Origin of the sequence: Agromyces cerinus (genome assembly GCF_016907835.1) — a bacterium.
In the GTDB taxonomy this organism is placed as follows: Bacteria; Actinomycetota; Actinomycetes; order Actinomycetales; family Microbacteriaceae; genus Agromyces; species Agromyces nitratus.
On sequence record NZ_JAFBCT010000001.1, the window covers coordinates 978,005 to 1,000,921 of the forward strand.

Consider the following 22,917-nt stretch of genomic DNA (forward strand, 5'->3'; position numbering starts at 1 on the left):
ACCGTGTACCCCGGTGTGGGGGTTGAGCTCGGCGCCGGTACCGAGGTCGAGCGGAACAGGGGAGTGACGGAGTGAGTACCTTCACGTCTTGGGTGCGCACTCGCAAGGCTGCCGCATCGACCGTGGCGATCTCACTGCTCGCAGGCATTCCGCTCACCTTCGCCGTGCTCCATCAGGGCTTCCCCGTGACCGACGTCGACCTCGCGGCCCGCGAGGTGTGGGTCACCAACGGCAAGGAACTGCTCGCGGGTCGGCTCAACCGGCAGATCGAAGAACTCGATGCCGCGGTCAATACCGCATCGAACGCGTTCGACGTGCTGCAGGACGGCGACGATGTCTTCCTCTACGACGAGAGCCTCGGCTCGATCGAGCGCATCGATCCCGCGTTCACCACGCTCGGCCAGGGCATCGCCGCCCCTCCGGGGTCCGAGGTCGACCACGGCGGCGAGACGCTCGCGATCGTCTCGCCGAAGGGCGAGCTCTGGGTCACGGGTGCCGCGGGCGATCTGCAGCTGAACCCTGCCGACACCGAGCCGATCGCCCAGCTCGGCAAGGGCGCGCACGTCGCGGTATCGAACGACGGCGTCGTCTACGCGAGCTCCGCTGCCGACGACGAGCTCGTGAAGATCACGTCGCCGGGCAGCGGACCCGAGACGAGCGAGCTCCCGGCGATCGGCGAGCATCAGCTGTCGATCGTCGGCGACGAGCCGGTGGTGCTCGACACCGAGAAGAACGCGCTCATCATCGGTGGCAGCGCGCGGCAGCTCGATGAGACGGCGCTCAAGATCCAGCAGGTCGGCGCCGAGAGCGACTCGGTGCTCCTCGCGTCGGGCGAGGGCCTCCTGCGGGTTCCGCTCGCGGGCGGAGACGTCGAGGCGATCGCCGCCGACATCGATGCTCCGACCACTGCCGACGAGGTCGCGAGCCCGGTCTGGCTCGACGGGTGCGCCCACGGGGCGTGGGCGGGCGTCGGCCGGTACGTCAGCGCCTGCGACGGACGTGAACCGGCCGTGCAGACCATCGACCAGGTCACCGCCGGTTCGCGCCTCGAGTTCCGCGTGAACCGCAGCGTCATCGCGCTGAACAACCTGTCGAACGGCAACGTGTGGCTCGTCGACTCCAACATGCGCCTCGTCGACAACTGGGACGAAGTGACTCCGCCCGATGAGAGCGACGCCGAGGAGGGCGACGAGAAGGCGTCCCAGCAGACCTTCGAGGACACGCTCGCCGAACGCAGCGAGACGAACCGGCCGCCCACCGCGCGCGACGACGAGTTCGGTGTGCGCCCGGGGCGCACGACGCTGCTCGAGGTGCTCGAGAACGACACGGACCCCGACGGCGACGTGCTGACCGCGACGAACGTCGGCGAGATCGCCGAGGAGTCGGGCAAGCTCGAGGTCATCGACGGCGGCCGAGCGCTGCAGTTCACCCCGGCGCCGGGGGCTTCGGGCACGGTGTCGTTCCAGTACACGGCCGACGACGGACGCCTCGGCGTCGCACAGGCCCATGTCGACGTGACGATCCGCCCGATCGCCGAGAACAACCCGCCCGTCGCCATCCGCGAGGGCGCGATCAGCGTCGAGCAGGGCAAGGCGATGGGCTACAACGTGCTCAGCGACTGGATCGATCCCGACGGCGACGACGTCTTCCTCGTGAGCGCCTCGCCGACCACCGGCGACTCCGTCCGGTTCGCTCCCGACGGCTTCGTCACCTTCGAGCACAAGACCGGTGAACTCGGCACCAAGGAGGTGCAGTTCGTCGTCTCCGACGGCACGGTCACCTCGGCCGGGGTGCTGACCGTCGAGGTCAAGGAACCGGGCGCGCTGAACCCGGTCGGCACTCCCGACTTCGCCGAGGTCTTCGCCGGCGAGACGGTGATGATCGAACCGCTCGCCAACGACCTCAGTCCGTCGGGAGAGCCGCTGGCGCTCCTCGGGGTCGAGGGCACGCCGTCCAGCGCCTCCGTGACCCCGAACCTCGAGCGGGGTGCCATCGCCTTCTCGTCCCGGCAGGTCGGCAGCCACATCTTCATCTACAACCTCGGCGCCGGTGCGGCGACGAGCGTCGGCCTGATCCGCGTCGACGTCAAGGAGGCTCCGGGGGAGTCGCCGCCCCCGATCGCGGTGAAAGACACCGCGTACCTCCGTCCGGGCGAGCCGACGACCCTGCCGGTGCTCATCAACGACGTCTCGCCGAGCGGCCGGGTGCTCGCCGTGCAGACCGTCGACACCGAGGCATCCGGCGACCTGCTCTCGGTCGAGGTGCTGAACAACGCGGTCGCGAGGATCACGGCGTCCGAGGCGCTCACCGAGCAGCTCCAGTTCGCGTACACCGTGTCAGACGGCATCGCGACCTCGACGACCACCGTCACCGTCGTGCCCGTTCCGCCGCTCGTCAAGCACCAGCCACCGGTCGCCGTCGACGACGCGGTCGCCGTGCGCGCGGGCGACATCGTGACCGTGCCGGTGCTCGAGAACGACTACCACCCCGATGCCGCGCCGATCACGCTCGACAGCGAGCTCGCCGATGTCAGCGGCGCAGGCGGGCTCGCCTTCACCTCCGAGGGAACGGTCCGCTACCAGGCGCCGAAGAAGCCCGGCGTCTACTCCGTCGGCTACCGCATCTCCGACGACTACGAGCAATCGGCCTCGGCCGTCGTGCGCTTCACGGTCGTCGCTCCCGATGCCGAGGGCAACCGCGCACCGCTCCCGCTGCCGCTGACCTCCCGCACCTTCGAGGGCACCGCCGTCAAGATCGACATCCCCCTCGACGGCCTCGACCCCGACGGCGACTCCGTCACCCTCGTCGGCATCACCACGCCGCCCTCGCTCGGTCGCATCACCGACATCGGCAGCACGCACATCAGCTACGAGGCGAACGCGGGCTCTGCCGGCACCGACACCTTCACCTACGAGGTCGCCGACACCAGCGGCGCCTCTGCGACCGGCACGATCCGCATCGGCGTCATTCCGCGACCTTCCGAGGCGCTGCCGCCGAACGCGGTCGACGACGTCGTCGAACTCCGGCCCGGCCGTCGCGCGGCGATCGACGTGCTCGCGAACGACTCCGACCCGAGCGGCTACCCGATCAAGGTGCAGAAGAAGCTGCCCGAGGTGGGCGATGGACTCACCGCGAGCGTGAAGAACAACCGCGTGCTCGTCGAGGCGCCCGAGGCCGAGGGCGGCAGCTCGGTGCGGTACGAGATCACCAACGGGCACGGCGGCGCCGACGGCGCGTTCATCCAGGTGCTCGTCGCGAAGGACGCGAAGATCGAACCGCCGACCGCGCGCGACAAGATCGTGGAGCCGAAGCAGGTCGCCGACAAGAGCAGCGTGACCGTCGACCCGCTGAAGGACGCCCAGAACCCCGGCGGACTCGTCGAAGACCTCGCGGTCGCCGTCGAGGGGCCGAACTCCGAGAACGCCGAGGTGATGAGCGACGGCACCGTCAAGGTCACCCCGACGTCGGAGCGCCAGGCGATCGCCTACCGCCTGACGAACGAGGTCGACGACCTGACGGCGATGGCCTTCATCGTCGTGCCCCCGAACGTCGCCCCCGATGACGACGAGCAGAAGGAGCAGGAGCAGGTCTTCCCGCCTCCGTACCTCGCCGACCTCGGTCCGCAGATCGTGCGCATGAACGGCACGATCTCGTGGAACCTCGGCGACATCGTGATCGTGCCCTCCGGCAAGCCGGCGCGCATCCTCTCCGCGACGGCGTCCAACAGCGACGGCACGTCTCCGATGACGGATGCCTCGACGCTCACCTACACCCCGGCGGAGGACTACCGCGGGCCGGCGAGCGTGACCTTCGAGGTGACCGACGGCGAGAGTGCGACCGACCCGAAGGGCAGGAAGGCGTTCCTCACGATCAACGTGACCGTCGGCGACCCGAACTTCGAAGACGTGCCGCCGTCGTTCACGCCCCGCACCGTGCAGGTCGAGGCCGGAGAGGCCGCGCAGGAGATCGATCTGCGCGAGTCGAGCGGCCACCCGAGCGACGCGATCCTGCAGCAGCTGACGTACAACGGCCTGCAGGGCCAGAGCGAGGACTTCACGGCGAGCCTCAACGGGTCGATGCTCACCGTCGGCTCGCCTCTCGGCGTGCAGCCCGGCACGAAGACGACGCTCACGTTCACGGTCGACTACAAGGAGTTCTCGGTCCCCGGATCGATCGACGTCGAGGTCGTGAGCTCCTCCAGGCCGACCGCGCAGGTTCGCGACGACGGCCCTGTCGAGATGGAGCCCGCGACGAGCAAGGGCATCGACGTGCTCGCCAACGACCTCAACCCGTTCGAGTCCGACGGCGTGCCGCTCAGGATCATCGATGCCCAGATCGATCAGGCGTCGGTCGGGTCCACGGCGAGCGTGAGCTACACCGCTTCCGACATCACGGTCACGACCGGCCCGACGTTCACGGGCGAGCTGAGCATCGTCTACCGGGTGCAGGACGGCACGAAGGATCCGTTGCGCGAGGTGACCGGCCGGGCGACCGTGATCGTGCGCGCCCCGCCCGACCGGCCCGCGCAGCCTGTGGCATCCGCCGGCGACGGGGCCGCCACCATCAGGTGGCAGGCGCCCGCGACCAACAACTCTCCGATCATCGACTACACCGTTCGTTGGTCGGGCGGCGAGAAGACCTTCCCTGCCGACGCTGCGGGTTCGAACCAGCCGATCGGCAACCTGACCAACGGTCAGGGGTACGCGTTCACCGTGACCGCGAGGAATGAGAAGGGCAGCTCCGCGGCATCGCCCGCGAGTGACACCGTGACGCCCTACGGCACGCCCACGGCCCCGCGCAACGTGTCGATCAGCGCGGGCGGCACCGCGCCCGCCACGCTGAACATGAACTGGAGCGAGCCGTCGATCACCGGCGGCGGATCCCTGCAGTACAAGTGGCGCCTGAACGGCGGGGCCTGGAACTACACGAACGCGACGTCGGCGTCGACCGGCGGCGCGAGCGCGGGCACCTGGACCGTCGAGGTGCAGGCGATCAACCGGGGCAGCGGCCAGACGGGTCCCGGCGCGAGCGCCTCGACCGTCGTCAGCAACCCGCAGCCGTCGGGATCGATCGGCAAGGGCGCGAGCATCTCGTGCCAGAGCGGCGGCGGCGGCTGCGCCGAGGTGCGCATCACCTGGTACAACATGGATCCCGGCACCTACAAGGTCTACGCCACGATCAACGGCGGCGCGGTGGGCAGCTACAAGGAGACCATGTCCATCGGAGCCGACGGCCGCGCGCAGCTGCAGAACCACCTCGGTGTGCGATCGGCGGGCGAGACGATCGCGGTGCACTTCGAGAACGTGAGCGGTGGCACCTCTCGCACGCTCGGTGCCATCAGCGGCAGTCAGTGGAACAGCATCAACTTCAACTCGTGGTGACCCGGCGTCACCAGCACAGCCAGAACATCTCAGAGGAGCACGTATGTCAGTGACACAGGAACAGGCGGACTGGTTCGCCGACGCATTCGCGAAGCTCGTCGACAACGTCGACCAGGCGATCCTCGGCAAGCGCGAGGTCATCAGGCTCGTGGTGACGGCGCTGCTCAGCGACGGCCACGTGCTGCTCGAAGACGTGCCGGGCACCGGCAAGACGGTGCTCGCCAAGGCGCTCGCGAACACGCTCGACGGCTCGAACTCGCGCATCCAGTTCACCCCCGACCTGCTTCCGTCGGATGTCACCGGCGTGACGATCTACGACCAGGGCAAGGGCGTCTTCGAGTTCCACAAGGGCCCGATCTTCGCCTCGATCGTGCTCGCCGACGAGATCAACCGTGCGAGCCCCAAGACGCAGTCGGCCCTGCTCGAGGTCATGGAGGAGGCGCGCGTCACCGTCGACGGCGTGAGCCACGATGTGGGCCGCCCGTTCATGGTCATCGCGACGCAGAACCCCGTCGAGCAGGCCGGCACCTACACGCTGCCCGAGGCGCAGCTCGACCGCTTCCTGATCAAGACGTCGCTCGGCTACCCCGACCACAACACCGCGGTCGCCCTGCTCCTCGACTCGTCGAACCGTGCCCGTGCATCGAAGGTCTCGCCGATCATCGCCCCCGGGTCGGTGGCGGCGATGGCCCAGCTGGCCTCGGAGGTGTTCGTCGACGCATCCGTGCTCGCGTACCTCAACCACATCGTGACCGCCACCCGCACCCACAAGGACTCCACGCTCGGCGTCAGCATGCGCGGCGCGCTCGCACTCGCGCGTGCCGTCAAGACGTGGGCGCTGTCGCAGGGGCGCACCTACGTGACGCCCGACGACGTGCGGGAGCTGGCGGTGCCCGTGCTCGCGCACCGCATCATCGTCGATCCCGAGTCGGACTTCGCCGGCGTCACCGCCGAAGACATCGTGAGCCGAGTGCTGGTCGACATCGAACCGCCCGCGTACCGCGCGGCATGACGAGCACCGCCGCGCCCGAACGCCCGGAGGCCGCCGCTCCGCGCGTGCCCTCGCAGACCACGATCGCCCTGCGGGGTGTCTGGCGAGCCATCACGGGCGGCGTCCGCAACGCGCTCCGGCTGTCGGGGCAGGCCCTGGGCCGCGTCTTCGGGTTCGCGGCGCCGGTGACGAGCGTGGTCTCGCCCCTCGGCTGGATCGTGCTCGCCGGCGCGGTGGTAGCGTTCGCGCTCAGCCGCATCTTCGGCTGGATCGAGTTCGGGTTCGTCGCGGCGACGCTCGCCGCAGCACTCCTCGTCGCGGTCGCATTCGTCTTCGGCCGCGCGAACTTCAGCGTGCACATCGAGCTGAACCCGCACCGCGTCGTCGCGGGCGAGCGTGCGCTCGGCCGCATGCTCGTGACGAACATCGCCGCGAAGCCGTCGATCCCGTCTCGCACGGAGCTGCCGGTGGGCGGCGCCGTCGCCGAGTTCGTGGTTCCGGTGCTCGCGCCGGGCGCCGAGCACGACGAGCTCTTCGCCGTGCCGACCCATCGTCGTGCCGTCATCGTCGCCGGTCCGGCGATCACGGTGCGCGGCGACCAGCTCGGGCTGCTGCGCCGCACCGTGCGCTGGACCGACGAGGTCGAGCTCTTCGTGCACCCCGTCACGGCTCGGCTGGCGCCGAGCGCCTCCGGTCTCGTGCGCGACCTCGAGGGCGAGGTCACGAAGACGATCACGAACGACGACATCTCCTTCCACGCCCTGCGCTCCTACGAACCGGGCGATGCGCTTCGCAACGTGCACTGGCGCACCTCCGCCCGCACCGGCCAACTCATGGTGCGCCAGTTCGAGGAGACCCGCCGGTCGCAGCTCACGATCGTGCACACCACCGACCGCGCCGCCTACGCCTCCGAAGACGAGTTCGAACTCGCCATCTCCATCACCGCGTCGATCGGGGTCCAGGTCGTGCGCGACGGCACCAGGATGAGCATCGTGAGCGAGCGGATGCCGCTCTCCACCGCCACCCCGACGTCGCTGCTCGATGACTCCTCGCGTCTGGTCGAGACCTCGGGCGACCATGCGAACCTGCGCGACTTCGCGCGGGACTCGACGAAGCGCCTGCCGCCGCCGAGCGTCGTGATGATCGTCGGAGGGTCGCAGGTGCCGCTCGCCGACTTCCGCGCCGCCGAGACGGTCTTCGGCCTCGACACGCAGACCATCGGGTTCCGTGCCGAGTTCGGCGCGCCGTCGCGCATCGCGAAGGTGTCGGGCCTCACGGTCGTGACGATCGGCGCGATCGGCGATCTTCCCCGAGTGATGCGGCGGGTGCGACCGTGACCGAATCCTCGACTCCCGTACACGCGGTCCCTTCGACGCCGGCGTCCGCCGCTCCGTCCGCCATGCGGCCGTTCCCGGCCCGGGCGTGGCCCGACGTCGCGATCATCTCGGTGCTGTCGCTCCTCGGCGTCATCGGCTACGAGACCTCGTTCGGCGACTACAACTTCCTGATCGCCGGGATCGGCGGTCTCGTCGTCGGCACCGCGTTCGGCGTGCTCGGCTACGTGCTCCGCCTCGGTGTGGTCACGAACGTGCTCGCCGCCCTGCTCGGCTACTTCCTGTTCGGCAGCGCGCTCACGATGCCCGCCCAGTCGTTGTTCGGGGTGGTGCCGAGCCTCGAATCGCTCGCGGGCCTCGCGCTCGGCGCCGTGTGGGGCTGGGCGGACATCGTCACCCTCCAGACACCGGTCGAGGCGCCCTACTACATCCCGGTCGTGCCGTACTTCGCGACCTGGCTGGTCGCGCTCGTCGGCACGATGCTCGCGAGCCGCTGGCTGGTTGTCCGGCGCACGCCGCTCCGGTCGACCGTGCTGCTCATCGGCCCGGCGCTCCTGTTCCTCTCGGGCATCCTGCTCGGCACCGACGAGACCTACTTCGCCGGAGTCCGCGGCGTCGCGTTCGCCGCGATCGCGCTCATCTGGCTCGGCTGGCGCCGACAGGCCGCTCCTGCGGCGAGCGATGAGGGAGCGACCCGGCTGCGGCGACGCAAGTTCGCCGGAACGGGCATGCTCGTCACGGGCGCGGTGCTCGTCGGCGCCCTCGCCGGCACCGCGCTCGCCCCGACGCAGCCCGATCGCTTCGTGCTGCGCGAGGAGATCACTCCGCCGTTCGATCCGCTCGCGTTCCCGAGCCCGCTCGCGGGCTTCCGCGCGTACACGAAGGACCTCGCAGACACGACGCTCTTCACGGCGAAGGGGCTCGAGCCCGGCGATGTCATCCGGCTCGCGAGCATGGACTCGTACGACGGCCGTCTCTGGAACGTCGCCGGCCCCGAGGACATGACCTCCTCCGACGGCGGGTTCGAACTCGTCGGCGAGACGCTGCCGTTGCCCGAGCTCATGCGCGCGGGCGCCGAACGTTCGGCCGAGATCGAGATCTCCGCCTACGACGACGTCTGGCTGCCGGGCGTCGGGTATCCGACCCGCTTGGCGTTCGACGACGCCGCGAGCGTCGCCAGCGCGGGCGACCTGCGCTACAACTCCGCGACCGGCACCGCGGTGCTGACGAGCGGCGTCGACGAGGCGTACCGCTACTCGATCGATGCGACGCTGCAGAAGGGGATCGACGACGACGATCTCCTCGACACCCCGGCAGCCCTGATCGACCTCGCACCGGTCGAGAACACGCCCGACGTCGTCGTCGCCAAGGCGCAGGAGTTCGCCGGCGACGCCGAGACTCCCATCGAGCAGCTGCGCGCGATCGAGACGGCGCTGAAGACCCAGGGCTTCCTGAGTCATGGCCTCGCCTCCGACGCCGTCCCCTCTCGTGCCGGACACGGCGCCGACCGCATGATCGAGCTCTTCACACGGAGCCAGATGATCGGCGACGAGGAGCAGTACGCCTCGGCGATGGCCCTCATGGCCAGGTACCTCGGGTACCCGGCCCGGGTGGTCATGGGATTCGCGCCGCAGATCGGTGACGACGCCGAATCCGTCGAGGTCGTGGGCGACGACGTCACGGCCTGGGTCGAGGTCGCCTTCGAGGACGTGGGCTGGGTGGCGTTCCATCCCACTCCCGACGAGACCGACATCCCGCAGGATCAGACCCCGAAGCCGAAATCGGAGCCGCAGCCGCAGGTGCGCCAGCCTCCGAGGAGCGACAACGAGGACGAGGACCTGCTCACCGCCGTCGAGATCGACGACAGCGACGACGAGAAGAAGAACCAGCCCTTCGTCATCCCGCTGTGGGCCTGGGTCACGGCCGGCGTGGTCGGCATTCCACTGCTGCTGTTCTTCGGCACGATGCTCGTGATCGCGGCGATCAAGGCGCGCCGTCGCCGACGGCGGCGCAACCGCGGGTCGGGGGATCGACGCGTCGCGGGGGCCTGGGACGAGCTGACCGACGAGTTCGCCGAACTCGGCTTCGACGTGCCGCGCGTCGGCAGCCGCCGTCAGACGGCCACGGTGATCGAGCGGCAGCTGCGCGAACAGGGTCTCGGCGATGCGCGCGGAGCGCACACCGACACGGGCCCCGTGCGGGTCGTCCGCGCCGATGCGCCCGCGAGCGGCATCCGGGTGATGCCGTTGGCCGATGCCACCGACCGGGCGGTCTTCGGAGGCGAGGAGATCGAGCAGAGCGTCGTCGACGAGAGCTGGAGCGCCGCGACCGAGGCGGTCGGCCTCGCACGCGCGGCATCCGGTCGTCTCAGGCGTCTCTTCAGCCGCTTCCGCATCCGGTCGAAGCGGGACTGGGCGCAGGTCGACATCTCGGGAGCGAAGCCGGCCAAGCCTGCGAAGGCGGCCAAGCGCGCTGGGCCCGGAAGCGGCGAGGCTGCGGCACCCGCAGCAGGATGACACGGTGCTGCGCCGGCGTCGCGTGCTCGCCTAGAGTGGAGCCGTGGAACACGAGGGGTTCATCGTTCCGCCTCCCGGGTTGATCCCCGACACGGTCGAGGCGCCGCCGCGGCCCGCGCCTGCCGTGGCGCCGGCCGCCTTCCCGACGTTCACGCCGGCGGCGCCCGCGCCGCCGCCGCAGCCCGTCCTGCCCGAGGCGCAGGCCGTGCCGCACGGGCCGTGGATCCTCTCGCTCGACGACGGCCAGCGGTTCCAGGTCGGCGGTTCGCTCGTGCTCGGTCGCGACCCGGCACACGTGCCCGTGCGGCCGCACGCGGTGCTCGTGCCCGTCGTCGATGCGGCGAAGTCGGTGTCGAAGACCCACGCCATCGTCGATCTCGAGGGCGCCGAGCTCTCGATCACCGACCTGCACTCGACGAACGGCGTGCTCGTGACCGATGCGCACGGCGTCGAGCGCGACCTCGATCCGGGCGAGCGCGTGGTGCTCTCGCCGGGCGACCGGGTCGAACTCGGCACCTTCGCGGTGCGCGTCGAGCGGGCGTGACCGCTCGGCGTCATCTGGCGGGGCCGACGTTTTCGAGGTGTTAGCCTGAAGTTGTGCGCGCACGACGACGTCTTCTCCTTCGTTGCCGCGGCGGGGCTTCGTTCTGAGGCCTTCCCCGCCGCGGAGTCTGTCGTCGGCTGACCCCTGGACCTGAGGAAGACGAACGCATGAACGCAGCACCCACGAACAACGCTGTCGCAACGGGTGAAGCCCCGCGCACCCTGGCCGAGAAGGTGTGGAACGCCCACCTGGTCAAGCAGGGCGAAGACGGCACCCCCGACCTGATCTACATCGACCTGCACCTCGTGCACGAGGTCACCAGCCCGCAGGCCTTCGACGGCCTGCGCATGGCCGGCCGCCCCGTGCGCCGGCCCGATCTGACGATCGCGACCGAAGACCACAACACGCCGACGCTCGACATCGACAAGCCGATCGCCGACCTGACGAGCCGCACGCAGATCGAGACTCTGCGTCGAAACGCCGCGGAGTTCGGTATCCGCCTGCACTCCCTCGGCGACAAGGAACAGGGCATCGTGCACGTCGTGGGCCCGCAGCTCGGCCTGACGCAGCCCGGCATCACGGTGGTGTGCGGCGACTCGCACACCTCGACCCACGGCGCGTTCGGCGCGATGGCGTTCGGCATCGGCACGAGCGAGGTCGAGCACGTGCTCGCCACGCAGACCCTGCCGCTGAAGCCCTTCAAGACCATGGCGATCAACGTCGAGGGCGCACTGCGTCCCGGGGTCACCGCGAAGGACATCATCCTCGCGGTCATCGCGAAGATCGGCACCGGCGGCGGCCAGGGCTACGTGCTCGAGTACCGCGGCAGCGCGATCCGCGCGCTCTCGATGGACGGGCGCATGACCATCTGCAACATGTCGATCGAAGCGGGTGCGCGAGCCGGCATGGTGGCCCCGGATGCCACGACCTACGCGTACCTCGAAGGTCGCGACCACGCACCGTCCGGCGCCGACTGGGACACCGCCGTCGCCTACTGGGACACGCTCGCCACCGACGAGGGCGCCACGTTCGACGCCGAGGTGTTCATCGACGCCGACACGCTCGAGCCCTTCGTCACCTGGGGCACGAACCCCGGTCAGGGCGTCTCGCTCTCCGAGAACGTTCCCGACCCGGCCGCCATCGAGGACCAGCACGAGCGCGCCGCCGCCGAGCGGGCGCTCGAGTACATGGACCTCGAGGCGGGCACGCCGCTGAAGGACATCCGCGTCGACGCGGTGTTCATGGGCTCGTGCACCAACAGTCGCATCGAAGACCTGCGGGCGTTCGCCTCGATCATCAAGGGCAAGCAGAAGGCCGATGGCGTACGCGTCATGGTCGTGCCCGGCTCGGCTCGCGTGCGTCTCGAGGCGGAGGCAGAGGGCCTCGACAAGGTCTTCACCGATTTCGGCGCCGAATGGCGATTCGCGGGCTGCTCGATGTGCCTCGGCATGAACCCCGACCAGCTCGCCCCGGGCGAGCGCTGCGCGTCGACCTCGAACCGCAACTTCGAGGGGCGCCAGGGCAAGGGCGGCCGTACGCACCTCGTGTCGCCGCTGGTGGCCGCTGCCACCGCCATCCGCGGAACCCTCTCGAGCCCCTGGGATCTGCAGACCGAAGGGGAGGGGAACTGATCATGGAGAAGATCACCACCGTCACGGGCACCGCTGCGCCGATGCGCCGCTCGAACGTCGACACCGACCAGATCATCCCCGCGGTGTTCCTGAAGCGGGTCACGAAGACCGGGTTCGACGACGCGCTCTTCCACGCCTGGCGCCAGGACCCCGACTTCGTGCTGAACCGGCCCGAGCACCAGGGTGTGAAGGTGCTCATCGCCGGCCCCGACTTCGGCACCGGCTCGAGCCGCGAGCACGCCGTCTGGGCGCTGCGCGACTTCGGCTTCGACGTCGTCATCAGCTCGCGATTCGGCGACATCTTCCGCGGCAACTCGGGCAAGCAGGGCCTGCTCGCCGCACAGGTCGCCTATGAGGACGTCGAGCGGCTCTGGGAGGTCGTCGAGGCGGACCCGGGAATAGAGGTCACCGTCGATCTGGTTGAGCGAACAGTGACCGTAGGGTCGCTGAAGGTGCCGTTCGAGATCGACGACTACACTCGATGGAGGCTGCTCGAGGGGCTCGATGACATCGGGCTCACCCTCAGAGATGAAGCGGCAATCGCCGAGTTCGAGTCTCATCGAGAATCGTGGCGGCCGAAGACGCTCCCCATCCGGGAGCCGGCGGAATCAGGGAGTCTGTGAACACACTCGGGCAAGATGCCAAGAACCATGGAACGGCAGTCGGGTTGAACGTCGACAAGATCACGATCAACGGCGGCAAGCCGCTCCGCGGTCGCATCGAGTTGAAGGGCGCGAAGAACCTCGTCACCAAGGCGATGGTCGCGGCCATCCTCGGCGACACTCCGAGCGTGCTGAAAGACGTGCCGAACATCAGCGACGTCCGCATCGTCCGCGGCCTCCTCGAGGTGCACGGCGTGAGCGTGACGCAGGGCATCGAAGAGGGCGAGCTCATCCTCGACCCGTCGGCCGTCGAGACCGCCCACATGGCCGACATCGACGCGCACGCCGGGTCGAGCCGCATCCCGATCCTGTTCTGCGGCCCGCTGCTGCACCGTCTCGGCGAGGCGTTCATCCCCGACCTCGGCGGCTGCCGCATCGGCGACCGCCCGATCGACTACCACCTCGAGGTGCTGCGCAACTTCGGCGCCATCGTCGAGAAGCTGCCGAGCGGCATCCGCATGTCGGCGCCCGGCGGCCTGCACGGCGCCAAGGTCTCGCTGCCCTACCCGAGCGTCGGGGCGACCGAGCAGGTGCTGCTGACCGCGGTGCTCGCCGACGGCATCACCGAGCTCTCGGGAGCGGCCATCGAGCCCGAGATCATGGATCTCATCAACATCCTGCAGAAGATGGGTGCGATCATCACGGTCGACACCGACCGGGTCATCCGCATCGAGGGCGTCGACAAGCTCGACGGCTACACGCACCGCGCGCTCTTCGACCGCAATGAGGCCGCGAGCTGGGCCGCTGCGGCCCTCGCGACCGACGGCGACATCTTCGTCGGCGGCGCACGCCAGGCCGAGATGCTGACCTTCCTCAACGTCTTCCGCAAGGTCGGCGGCGACTTCGAGATCCAGGAAGACGGCATCCGCTTCTTCCACCCCGGCGGCGAGCTCTCGCCCGTCATCATCGAGACCGACGTGCACCCCGGCTTCATGACCGACTGGCAGCAGCCGCTCGTGATCGCCCTCACGAAGGCGAAGGGCGTCTCGATCGTGCACGAGACGGTCTACGAGCAGCGCTTCGGCTTCGTCGACGCGCTCGTCGAGATGGGCGCGTCGATCGAGGTGCACAAGGAGTGCCTCGGCGGTCGTCCGTGCCGGTTCGGGCAGCGCAACTTCAAGCACTCCGCCGTCATCTCGGGCCCGACGAAGCTCACCGGTGCCGACATCGAGGTGCCCGACCTGCGCGGCGGGTTCAGCCACCTCATCGCGGCGCTCACGGCCGACGGCCGTTCGACCGTCTCGAACGTCGGCATCATCGCTCGCGGTTACGAGAACTTCATCACGAAGCTGGAGCTCCTCGGGGCGGACTTCGAACTCGAAGGATAATGGGGGAGTGCCACACGACGACACATCCTCGACGAGTTCGATGAAGCCGCGTTCGGAGACCCGCCGACCGTCGTTCTTCTGGTTGCTCGCGGCCATCGCCCTCCCACCGCTCGGACTCGCGGTCCGCTACCGGTTCCACCACCGTGAACGGCTGCCCCAGTCGGGCGCATTCGTGCTCGCGCCGAACCACTACAGCGAGATCGACCCGCTCGTGATCGGGGCGGCCGTGTGGAAGCTCGGCCGCGCGCCGCGCTTCCTCGCGAAGGCCTCGCTCTTCAAGAACCCCGTGCTGGGTTGGCTCCTGCGCACCTCCGGGCAGATCCCGGTCGAGCGTGCGGGCAGCAAGAGCCACCGGGCGCTCCGCGCAGCGGAGGAGCTCGTCGAGAAGGGGCGCATGGTCGTCGTCTACCCCGAGGGCTCGCTCACCCGCGACCCCGACCTGTGGCCGATGCGCGGCAAGACGGGCGCCGTGCGCATCGCACTCGAGCGCGACATCCCGATCATCCCCGCGGCCCACTGGGGCACGCAGGAGCTGATGCCGCGCTACGGCAAGAAGCTCCACCCGTTCCCGCGCAAGACGATCGACGTGATCATCGGCGAACCGCTCGACCTCAGCGCCTATCGAGGCCGGCCGCTCACGCAGAGCAGCCTGCTCGAGGCGACGGGGGAGCTCATGGACGCGGTCGCCGAACTGCTCGCAGAGCTGCGCGGTGAGCCGGCACCGGCCGAGCGTTGGGATCCGACTCAGCACGGCCAGAAGGAGACGGGGCGCCTTGAAGACTAGAGATCCCGCCAAGAAGTCCGGAGGCCGCAAGGCCGCAGGCAAGCGCGTCGCCGTCCTCGGCGCCGGCAGCTGGGGCACCACCTTCGCGAAGATCCTCGCCGACGGCGGCGCCGATGTGGTGCTGTGGGCCCGGCGCCCCGAGCTGGCACGTGAGATCCAGGAGGCCAAGCGCAACAGCGACTACCTCCCGGGCGTGAACCTGCCGCTCGGCCTCCGTGCCACGAGCCGCCTCGACCTCGCCCTCGCGGGCGCCGAGCAGGTCTACATCTCGGTGCCGAGCCAGTCGCTGCGCGAGAATCTCGCGATCATCGCGCCGCACCTGCACGCACAGGCATCCGTGGTCTCGCTCATGAAGGGCGTCGAGAAGTCGACGGGCAAGCGCATGAGCGAGGTCATCGCCGAGGTGCTGCGCCTCGACCCGGCGCAGATCGCCGTGATCTCGGGGCCGAACCTCGCGCTCGAGATCGCGAAGGAGCAGCCGACGGCCGCCGTCGTGTCGTCGACGAGTCTCGAGACGGCCCAGGCCGTGGCATCCGTTGCGCGCAACCGCTACTTCCGCACGTTCGTGAACACCGACGTGATCGGCACCGAGTTCGGCGGCGTGCTGAAGAACCTCATCGCCGTCGCGATCGGCATCGTCGACGGCGTCGGCTACGGCGAGAACACGAAGGCGTCGATCATCACGCGCGGTCTCGTCGAGATGACCGACTTCGCGGTCGCGTACGGCGCGCACCCCGAGACCCTCGCCGGGCTCGCGGGGCTCGGCGACCTCATCGCGACGAGCCAGTCGCCGCTCTCGCGCAACAACACCGCCGGGCGGCTGCTCGGCCAGGGCTACCACCTGAACGACGTCGTCAATCAGATGCAGCAGACCACAGAGGGGCTCGCATCGGTCGGGCCGATCCTCGAACTGGCGCGTGCGATGGGCGTCGACATGCCCATCGTCGAACAGGTCCGACAGGTGCTCGCGGGCACCCTCGACCCGAAGGACATCGCGCCGCACCTCACGACAGACGACGAGCCTCAGGGCGAAAGGACGATCGATGGACAAGCTCAGAGTGGTTCTGCTGTTCGGAGGGCGTTCCAGCGAGCATTCGATCAGCTGCGCCACGGCGGGCGGGGTGCTTCGGGCGATCGACCGTAGCCGTTTCGAGGTGATCCCGGTCGGGATCACCCACGACGGCGCGTTCGTGCTCGAGTCCGACGACGCCGACCGCTTCGCCCTCGACCCGGCGCATCTGCCCGAGGTCGTCGACAACGGCAGTCGGGTGCGCTGGCCGGAGAGCGCGTCGTCGCGCGAGCTGAAGGTGACGGATGCCTCGGGCGAACGCTCGCTCGGCGACGTCGACGTGGTCTTCCCGATCCTGCACGGCCGCTTCGGCGAAGACGGCACGGTGCAGGGGCTGCTGGAGCTCCTCGGCCTGCCGTACGTCGGAAACGGCGTGCTCGCCTCGTCGATCGGCATGGACAAGCACTTCACGAAGACGGTGCTCGAGGGCGCCGGCATCGCCGTGGCACCGTGGGTGACGTTGACCCGCGCCTCGCTCGACGAGAATCGCGAGCTGTGGGAGCGCCGCACCAAGGCGCTCGGCATGCCCGTCTTCGTGAAGCCGGCACGCGCCGGCTCGTCGGTGGGCGTGACGAAGGTGGCCGACTGGTCGGAGCTCGACGCGGCCCTCGAGACCGCGTTCGCCGAAGACGGCACGGTGCTCGTCGAGGCGGCCGTGGTCGGCCGCGAGATCGAGTGCGGTGTGCTCGGCGGCTCAGGCACCCCCGTTCGTGTGAGCGTCGCCGGCGAGGTCGTCGTGAGCGGCCGCGAGTTCTACGACTTCGAGGCGAAGTACCTCGACGCTCCGGGCGTCGAGCTGATCTGCCCCGCCGAGCTCGGCGACGGCGAGCTCTTCGAGCTGCAGCGCGTCGCGCGCCACGCGTTCGAGGCGATCGGCGGCGAGGGGCTCGCGCGCGTCGACGTGTTCCTGACCGACGAGGGCTTCGTCGTGAACGAGATCAACACGATGCCGGGCTTCACGCCGATCTCGATGTTCCCGACCTGCTGGCAGCAGTCGGGGCTGGCCTACCCCGACCTCATCGCCGAACTCATCGACGGCGGGTACGCGCGGGGCAGCCGCTAGCTTCATCTGCGGGTTGAGCCTGCCGAAGCCCGAGCCTGCCGAAGCCCAGGGCCGGCCGAAACCCAGGTCGTGGTTTCGGCAGGCTCAACCGGCAGGATGCGTGGGCCTCAGTCCGTCGTCTCGTCGAGCGTCGTGCAGCCGCCGTCGGCCGGGATCACGGAGACCGCGGCCGCGAGCTCGGTGATGACGGTCGTGCCCGAGACCACGTCGTTGTCGACGAGCACCTCGACGGCCGGCGTGCGCCCGTACGTCGTGAACAGGTAGTTCGGGGCATCCGACTCGTCGATCACCCAGTCGACTCCGTTGACGCTCACGCACCGATCGGTCGTCGGGCCGGGCGTCTCGGCGCCGCAGCGCAGGATGACGGATGCCGGTTCGCCCCAGGCTCCGGTGCCCTGCGCGTTGGTCTCGCGCTCGACCTGTTCGGCCTCGGTGTCCTTCGCGAGCGTGTCGGGAAGGCGCACGACGACGGCCGCGCATGCGGGATCGCTCGCGAGCGGCGCGGTCTCGATCGGAACGGGCTGGCTGCAGCCGGCGAGCACGAGCACCGAGGCGGCGGTGACGGCGGCGGCGAGCAGGCGGCGTCTCGGGCGAGACCGGGGGGCGACGGAGGAATCGGACATCCCGTTCAGGCTATCGCGAGCAGCCGGAGCGGAGCTGGACGTCGTCGCCCGCACGCACGCTAGCGTGAAGGCATGCACGAGCCCGACCGCGCGGACCCCGCAGCCCTGCCCCGTACCGTCGGCGAACTCGGTGAAGACGCCGCGCTGGCGCGCATCCTGCCGCGGTTGCGCCCGGCCGACGCGGCGATCCTCGGCCCGGGCGACGATGCGGCGGTGATCGCCGCCGCCGACGGGCGGTTCGTCGTGACCACCGACCTCATGGTGCAGGGCCCCGACTTCCGGCTCGCCTGGTCGACGCCCTACGAGCTCGGCTGGAAGGCGGCGGCCACGAACCTGACCGACGTCGCCGCCATGGGCGCACGCCCGACCGCACTCGTGGTGGCGATCGCCGCGCCGCCGTCGCTCGACGCCGTGGTGCTCGAGGGCATCGCCGACGGCCTCCGCGAGGGACTCGCGGCGCTCGCCCCGGGGGCGGGCGTCGTCGGCGGCGACCTCACGGCCTCCGCGGTGCTGACGATCGCGGTGACCGCCTTCGGAGACCTCGAGGGCCGGTCGCCGGTGACCCGGAGCGGCGCCCGCCCCGGCGACGTCGTCGCGCACGCCGGCGTTCGCGGCGACGCCGCCCTCGGTCTCGCCCTGCTCTTCGACGAGGCGACGGATGCCGCGGGCGAACCCGACGCCGCCGCGGCCGTGGCGTTGCGCGCCAGGCATCCCGAACTCGTCGCGGCCCAGTTGGCGCCGTCGCCGCCGGTCGCCGCCGGGGTCGCTGCGGCGATCGGAGGGGCGACGGCGATGCTCGACGTCTCCGACGGGCTCGCGCGGGACGCCCGCCGCATCGCCCAGGCGAGCGGCGTCGGCATCGACTTCTCGGCGAGCGCGCTCGGGCCGGATGTGCGTCTCGCCCTCGCGGGAGGCGAGGACCACGGTCTGCTCGCGACCTTCCCGGCCGATGTCCCGCTGCCCGAACCGTTCGCGCGCATCGGCGTCGTGACCGGCGCGGCGGGCCGGCTCTTCGTCGACGGCGTCGCGATCGATTCGGCGGGGTGGGATCCCTACTCGGGCTGGGACGGCAGGTCGGGCTGAGCCGTGGTCGCCCACCACAGGGTCGTCTCGCCGTAGTCGCGGCGGCGTTCGGGTTCGATGCCGGCGGGCCACGCGGGTTCGGGAGAGCGGGAGCTCCGTTCGACCATCACGACGGCGTCGGGTGCGAGCAGGGGCGCGAGCAGCTCGAGGTCGCGTGCGAGGGCGACCTCGTCGAGGTCGTACGGCGGGTCGATGAACGCGAGGTCGACGCCTGCGGCAGCCGTCTCGAGATACGCCGCCACGGGGCGCACGGCCACGCGGAGGTGCGGTCGACGCCCGCCCTTCGCCGCCTTCAGCAGGGCATCGGCATTGGCGCGGCACACTTCGGCTGCGGGCTTGGCGCGTTCGACGAGCACGACGTCGGTGGCGCCGCGGCTCGCAGCCTCGAGGCCGAGTGCGCCGGAGCCGGCGTAGAGATCGAGCACGCGGGCGCCGTCGAGGGCGTCTCGCGCCTCGAGAGCGGAGAAGATCGCCTCGCGCACGCGGTCGCTCGTGGGACGGGTGCCGGAGCGCGGCACCCGGAGGGTGAGTGAGCCGGCGTATCCGGCGATGATGCGGGTCATGCTCAGGCGAGCATAACGGCCGACCTCCGGGCGCTGCCATGATGCGTGGATGCGCGGCATGCTCGGCCGACCTCCGGGCGCTGCCATGATGCGTGGATGCGCGGCATGCTCGGGCGACCTCCGGGCGCTGCCATGATGCGTGGATGCGCGGCATGCTCGGCCGACCTCCGGGCGCTGCCATGATGCGTGGATGCGCGGCATGCTCGGGCGACCTCCGGGCGCTGCCATGATGCGTGGATGCGCGGCATGCTCGGCCGACCTCCGGGCGCTGCCATGATGGGAGGGTGGATGACTCGACCGACCAGGTGCCCGCCGAACCGTCCCGACACCGCGGCGCCGAACAGCAGATGATCGACCGACTCTGGGATTTCGGGAACCCTGCGGCCAGTGAGGAGCGGTTCAGGGAGGCCGCAGACGACGACGGCAACTCCGCGCACCTGCGCGCCGTGATGACGACGCAGCTCGCTCGGGCCGTCGGCATCCAGGGCCGTGTCGACGAGGCGCTCGCGGCGCTCGAGGGCGTTGCGGCAGGCGTTCCCGCCGCTGATCGCGGAAAGGACGCCGCAGAGCTCCGGGCTCGTGTGGCGATCGAGCGGGGCCGGCTCGCGGCATCCGCCGGTCGCCCGGCCGACGCCGTGCCCGAACTCACCCGTGGCGTGCGCGAGGCCGCGCTCGCCGGATCGACGTTCCTCGTGCTCGACGCGCTGCACATGCTCGCGCTGAACGACGCCGGGCATGAAGAGGAGTGGGCCGCCGAGGGGTTCGACGTGCTCGACGGGGTGCGCGACGCACGGTTGCTGCGCTGGGGCGTCGCCCTGCACAACAACCTCGGCTGGACGATGCACGACGGCGGCAGGGCCGACGGAGCCCTCACCCACTTCGAGCAGGCCGTCGACGCCGCTGACCGCTACGGCACGGCCGAGCAGCGCCACGTCGCCCGCTGGTCGGTCGCCCGGTGCCTGCGCACCCTCGGCCGCACCGACGAGGCGCTCGCGCTGCAGCGCGAGCTCTCGGAGGCACGCCCCGACGACCCGTACGTGCAGGCGGAGCTCGCCGCGCTGACGGAGGCGGAGCCTACGATCGAGCCATGACCGATGGGCGCGACACCGAGGGGCGCGACGCGACGACCGGCGGCGAGATCGCGCCCGGCTCGTTCACCCTCGACTCCCGGCTGTCGGGTGCACTCGGCGGTCGCACGGCCCAGGCGTTCGAGCGCGGGTTCGGGCACCGCACCGTCGGCGACCTGCTCGCGCACTACCCGCGGCGCTACGCCATGCGCGGCGAACTCACCGCGCTCGCGACCCTGCCGCTCGACGAGAACATCACGATCATCGCCGAGGTGATCGAGGTCGGCGAACGGTCGATGCGCGCTCGCCGCGGCTCGATCGTCGAGGCGAAGATCACCGACGGCACGGGCGTGCTGACGCTCACGTTCTTCAACCAGCGCTGGCGCGCCGCCGACCTCCGGCCGGGGCGTCGCGGCATCTTCGCCGGCAAGGTGAGCGACTACAAGGGGCAGCGCCAGCTCGCGCACCCCGACTACGAGCTGTTCGACGACGCCACGCCGCTCGAGGCCGGTGATGCGGCCGCCAAGCGCTGGGCTGAGGCGCCGATCCCGATCTACCCCGCGACGAGCACGCTCGCCAGCTGGCAGATCGCGAAGGCGATCGAGCTCGTGCTCGACGGGCTCGCCCCGCTCGACGACCCCCTGCCCGCGTCGGTGCGCGCCGCGAAGTCGCTCCTGGCGCACCGTGAGGCGCTCGAACTCGTGCACCGGCCCGAGCGCGACGGCGACTGGAAGCGTGCACGCGGCACGCTGCGCTTCACCGAGGCGTTCGTGCTGCAGACGGCGCTGCTCGAGCGCCGTGCCGAGCTGCGCACGCACACGACCGCCGCGCGGCAGCCCGTGCCCGGTGGCCTCCTCGAGCGGTTCGACGCGGCACTGCCGTTCACGCTCACGGGCGACCAGCTCGAGGTCGGCGGCGAGATCGCGCACGACCTCGGCGAGCCGGTGCCGATGAACCGGCTCGTGCAGGGCGAGGTGGGCTCGGGCAAGACGGTCGTGGCGCTCCGCGCGATGCTGGCCGTCGCCGACTCCGGCGGCCAGTCGGCGCTGCTGGCTCCGACCGAGGTGCTCGCCGGCCAGCACCTGCGATCGATCGCCAAGATGCTCGGCCCCGATCTGGCGGCAGAACTCATGCCGACCCTGCTCACGGGCCAACTCCCGCTCGCCGAGCGCAAGAAGGCGCTCCTGCGAGCGGCAGCGGGCCAGTCCCGCATCGTCGTCGGCACGCATGCGCTGCTCGGCGACAACGTCTCGTTCGCCGACCTCGGTCTCGTCGTCGTCGACGAGCAGCACCGCTTCGGCGTCGAGCAGCGCGAGGCCCTGCGCCTGAAGGGGCAGAGCCCCCCGCACGTGCTCGTGCTGACGGCCACGCCGATTCCGCGCACCGTCGCGATGACGGTGTTCGGCGACCTCGACGTGTCGACCATCCGCGAGCTGCCGGCGGGCCGCGCCGGCATCACCTCCCAGGTCGTGCCGCTCGCGATCCGGCCGACCTGGCGTCCGCGCATCTGGGAGCGGCTCGCCGAAGAGCTCGCGCTCGGGCGGCAGGCGTTCGTCGTCTGTCCCGCCATCGAGGCGAAGGTCGTCGAAGACGAGGGTCCCGGGGGCGCGGCCGGAGTCGTGTCCGCAGACGGCGAGGGTCAAGCGGATGCCGCGGCGCCCGTGGCATCCGTCGTCGCCGTGCTGGCAGAGCTGCGCGCCCATCCCCGCTTCGCCGAGACGCGCATCGCACCCCTGCACGGCCGCATGACGGCCGACGAGAAAGACGCGACGATGCGCGCGTTCTCGGCCGGTGAGATCGACGTGCTCGTCGCGACCACGGTCATCGAGGTCGGCGTCGACGTTCCGAACGCGAGCGCCATGGTCGTCGTCGACGCCGACCGGTTCGGCGTCTCGCAGCTGCACCAGCTGCGCGGCCGGGTCGGCCGTGGCTCGGTGCCCGGCCTCTGCCTGCTCGTGACGTCGGCCGTGCCCGGGTCGCTCGCCCTGCAGCGCGTCGAGGCCGTCGCCGCGACACTCGACGGCTTCGAACTCGCCCAGGCCGATCTCGAGCTGCGGCAGGAGGGCGACGTGCTCGGTGCCGTGCAATCCGGCGGGCGCTCGTCGCTGAAGCTCCTGAAGGTCGCACGCGACGGCGACCTCATCGCCGAGGCGCGCGAGATGGCGCAGGAGGTGCTCGACGGCGGCGACGGGCTCGCTGCGCACCCGGCGCTCGCTGCTGCCGTGCGCCGCCGGCTCGACGAGGAGACCAGCGGATACCTGAGCAAGGGCTGAGACTC

16 protein-coding genes are annotated in these 22,917 nt (G+C 70.5%); 14 read left to right on the forward strand and 2 right to left on the reverse strand.

Annotated elements, in window-relative coordinates:
* Positions 1-71 precede the first annotated feature (71 nt).
* The 11 genes from JOE59_RS04415 (at position 72) to JOE59_RS04465 (ending at position 17,303) form a co-directional block, all read left to right on the forward strand.
* Positions 72-5,381, forward strand: coding sequence for an Ig-like domain-containing protein (locus JOE59_RS04415; RefSeq protein WP_204459108.1), 5,310 nt, complete (start codon positions 72-74; stop codon positions 5,379-5,381).
* Positions 5,382-5,424: 43 nt separating this feature from the next.
* Positions 5,425-6,393 (forward strand): AAA family ATPase, encoded by a 969-nt coding sequence (locus JOE59_RS04420; protein WP_204459109.1) that lies wholly within the window; start codon positions 5,425-5,427, stop codon positions 6,391-6,393.
* A complete protein-coding gene (locus JOE59_RS04425; RefSeq protein WP_204459110.1) occupies positions 6,390-7,709 on the forward strand; it encodes a DUF58 domain-containing protein in 1,320 nt (439 codons plus the stop codon). The genes JOE59_RS04420 and JOE59_RS04425 overlap by 4 nt, the downstream gene beginning before the upstream one ends.
* A gap of 62 nt (positions 7,710-7,771) precedes the next feature.
* A complete protein-coding gene (locus JOE59_RS04430; protein WP_204459111.1) occupies positions 7,772-10,222 on the forward strand; it encodes a transglutaminase TgpA family protein in 2,451 nt (816 codons plus the stop codon).
* 43 nt (positions 10,223-10,265) lie between these two features.
* Complete coding sequence (locus tag JOE59_RS04435; protein WP_204459112.1) at positions 10,266-10,766, forward strand: FHA domain-containing protein; 501 nt, start codon at positions 10,266-10,268, stop codon at positions 10,764-10,766.
* Between the two features lie 167 nt (positions 10,767-10,933).
* Complete coding sequence (leuC, locus tag JOE59_RS04440; RefSeq protein WP_204459113.1) at positions 10,934-12,397, forward strand: 3-isopropylmalate dehydratase large subunit; 1,464 nt, start codon at positions 10,934-10,936, stop codon at positions 12,395-12,397.
* Between the two features lie 2 nt (positions 12,398-12,399).
* A complete protein-coding gene (leuD, locus tag JOE59_RS04445; RefSeq protein ID WP_204459114.1) occupies positions 12,400-13,020 on the forward strand; it encodes a 3-isopropylmalate dehydratase small subunit in 621 nt (206 codons plus the stop codon).
* Positions 13,017-14,387, forward strand: a complete 1,371-nt coding sequence (gene murA, locus JOE59_RS04450) for a UDP-N-acetylglucosamine 1-carboxyvinyltransferase (protein ID WP_204459115.1) — start codon at positions 13,017-13,019, stop codon at positions 14,385-14,387. Before leuD ends, murA begins: the two co-directional genes overlap by 4 nt.
* 40 nt (positions 14,388-14,427) lie before the next feature.
* Positions 14,428-15,171: a lysophospholipid acyltransferase family protein gene (locus JOE59_RS04455; protein WP_204459116.1), complete on the forward strand. Its 744-nt coding sequence runs from the start codon at positions 14,428-14,430 to the stop codon at positions 15,169-15,171.
* Positions 15,161-16,315, forward strand: coding sequence for an NAD(P)H-dependent glycerol-3-phosphate dehydrogenase (locus tag JOE59_RS04460; protein WP_204459117.1), 1,155 nt, complete (start codon positions 15,161-15,163; stop codon positions 16,313-16,315). The genes JOE59_RS04455 and JOE59_RS04460 overlap by 11 nt, the downstream gene beginning before the upstream one ends.
* The gene (locus tag JOE59_RS04465; protein WP_204459118.1) at positions 16,215-17,303 is read left to right on the forward strand and encodes a D-alanine--D-alanine ligase family protein; all 1,089 of its coding nucleotides are present in this window, start codon (positions 16,215-16,217) and stop codon (positions 17,301-17,303) included. Before JOE59_RS04460 ends, JOE59_RS04465 begins: the two co-directional genes overlap by 101 nt.
* A gap of 107 nt (positions 17,304-17,410) precedes the next feature.
* Here the strand turns inward: JOE59_RS04465 and JOE59_RS04470 are convergent, their stop codons facing one another.
* A complete protein-coding gene (locus tag JOE59_RS04470) occupies positions 17,411-17,926 on the reverse strand; it encodes a DUF3515 domain-containing protein (protein WP_204459119.1) in 516 nt (171 codons plus the stop codon).
* 72 nt (positions 17,927-17,998) lie between these two features.
* On the opposite strand from JOE59_RS04470, the gene thiL reads away from it, so the two are divergent.
* On the forward strand, positions 17,999-19,009 hold the full coding sequence (gene thiL, locus JOE59_RS04475) for a thiamine-phosphate kinase (RefSeq protein ID WP_204459120.1): 1,011 nt from the start codon (positions 17,999-18,001) through the stop codon (positions 19,007-19,009).
* On the opposite strand, the gene JOE59_RS04480 is transcribed toward thiL, so the two are convergent.
* Complete coding sequence (locus tag JOE59_RS04480) at positions 18,979-19,572, reverse strand: RsmD family RNA methyltransferase (protein WP_204459121.1); 594 nt, start codon at positions 19,570-19,572, stop codon at positions 18,979-18,981. The two genes, thiL and JOE59_RS04480, sit on opposite strands and share 31 nt — an antisense overlap.
* Positions 19,573-19,856: 284 nt before the next feature.
* Here JOE59_RS04480 and JOE59_RS19075 point away from each other — a divergent pair, with 284 nt between their 5' ends.
* Positions 19,857-20,663: a tetratricopeptide repeat protein gene (locus tag JOE59_RS19075; protein WP_204459122.1), complete on the forward strand. Its 807-nt coding sequence runs from the start codon at positions 19,857-19,859 to the stop codon at positions 20,661-20,663.
* On the forward strand, positions 20,660-22,912 hold the full coding sequence (locus tag JOE59_RS04490) for an ATP-dependent DNA helicase RecG (RefSeq protein ID WP_204459123.1): 2,253 nt from the start codon (positions 20,660-20,662) through the stop codon (positions 22,910-22,912). Before JOE59_RS19075 ends, JOE59_RS04490 begins: the two co-directional genes overlap by 4 nt.
* Positions 22,913-22,917 lie beyond the last annotated feature (5 nt).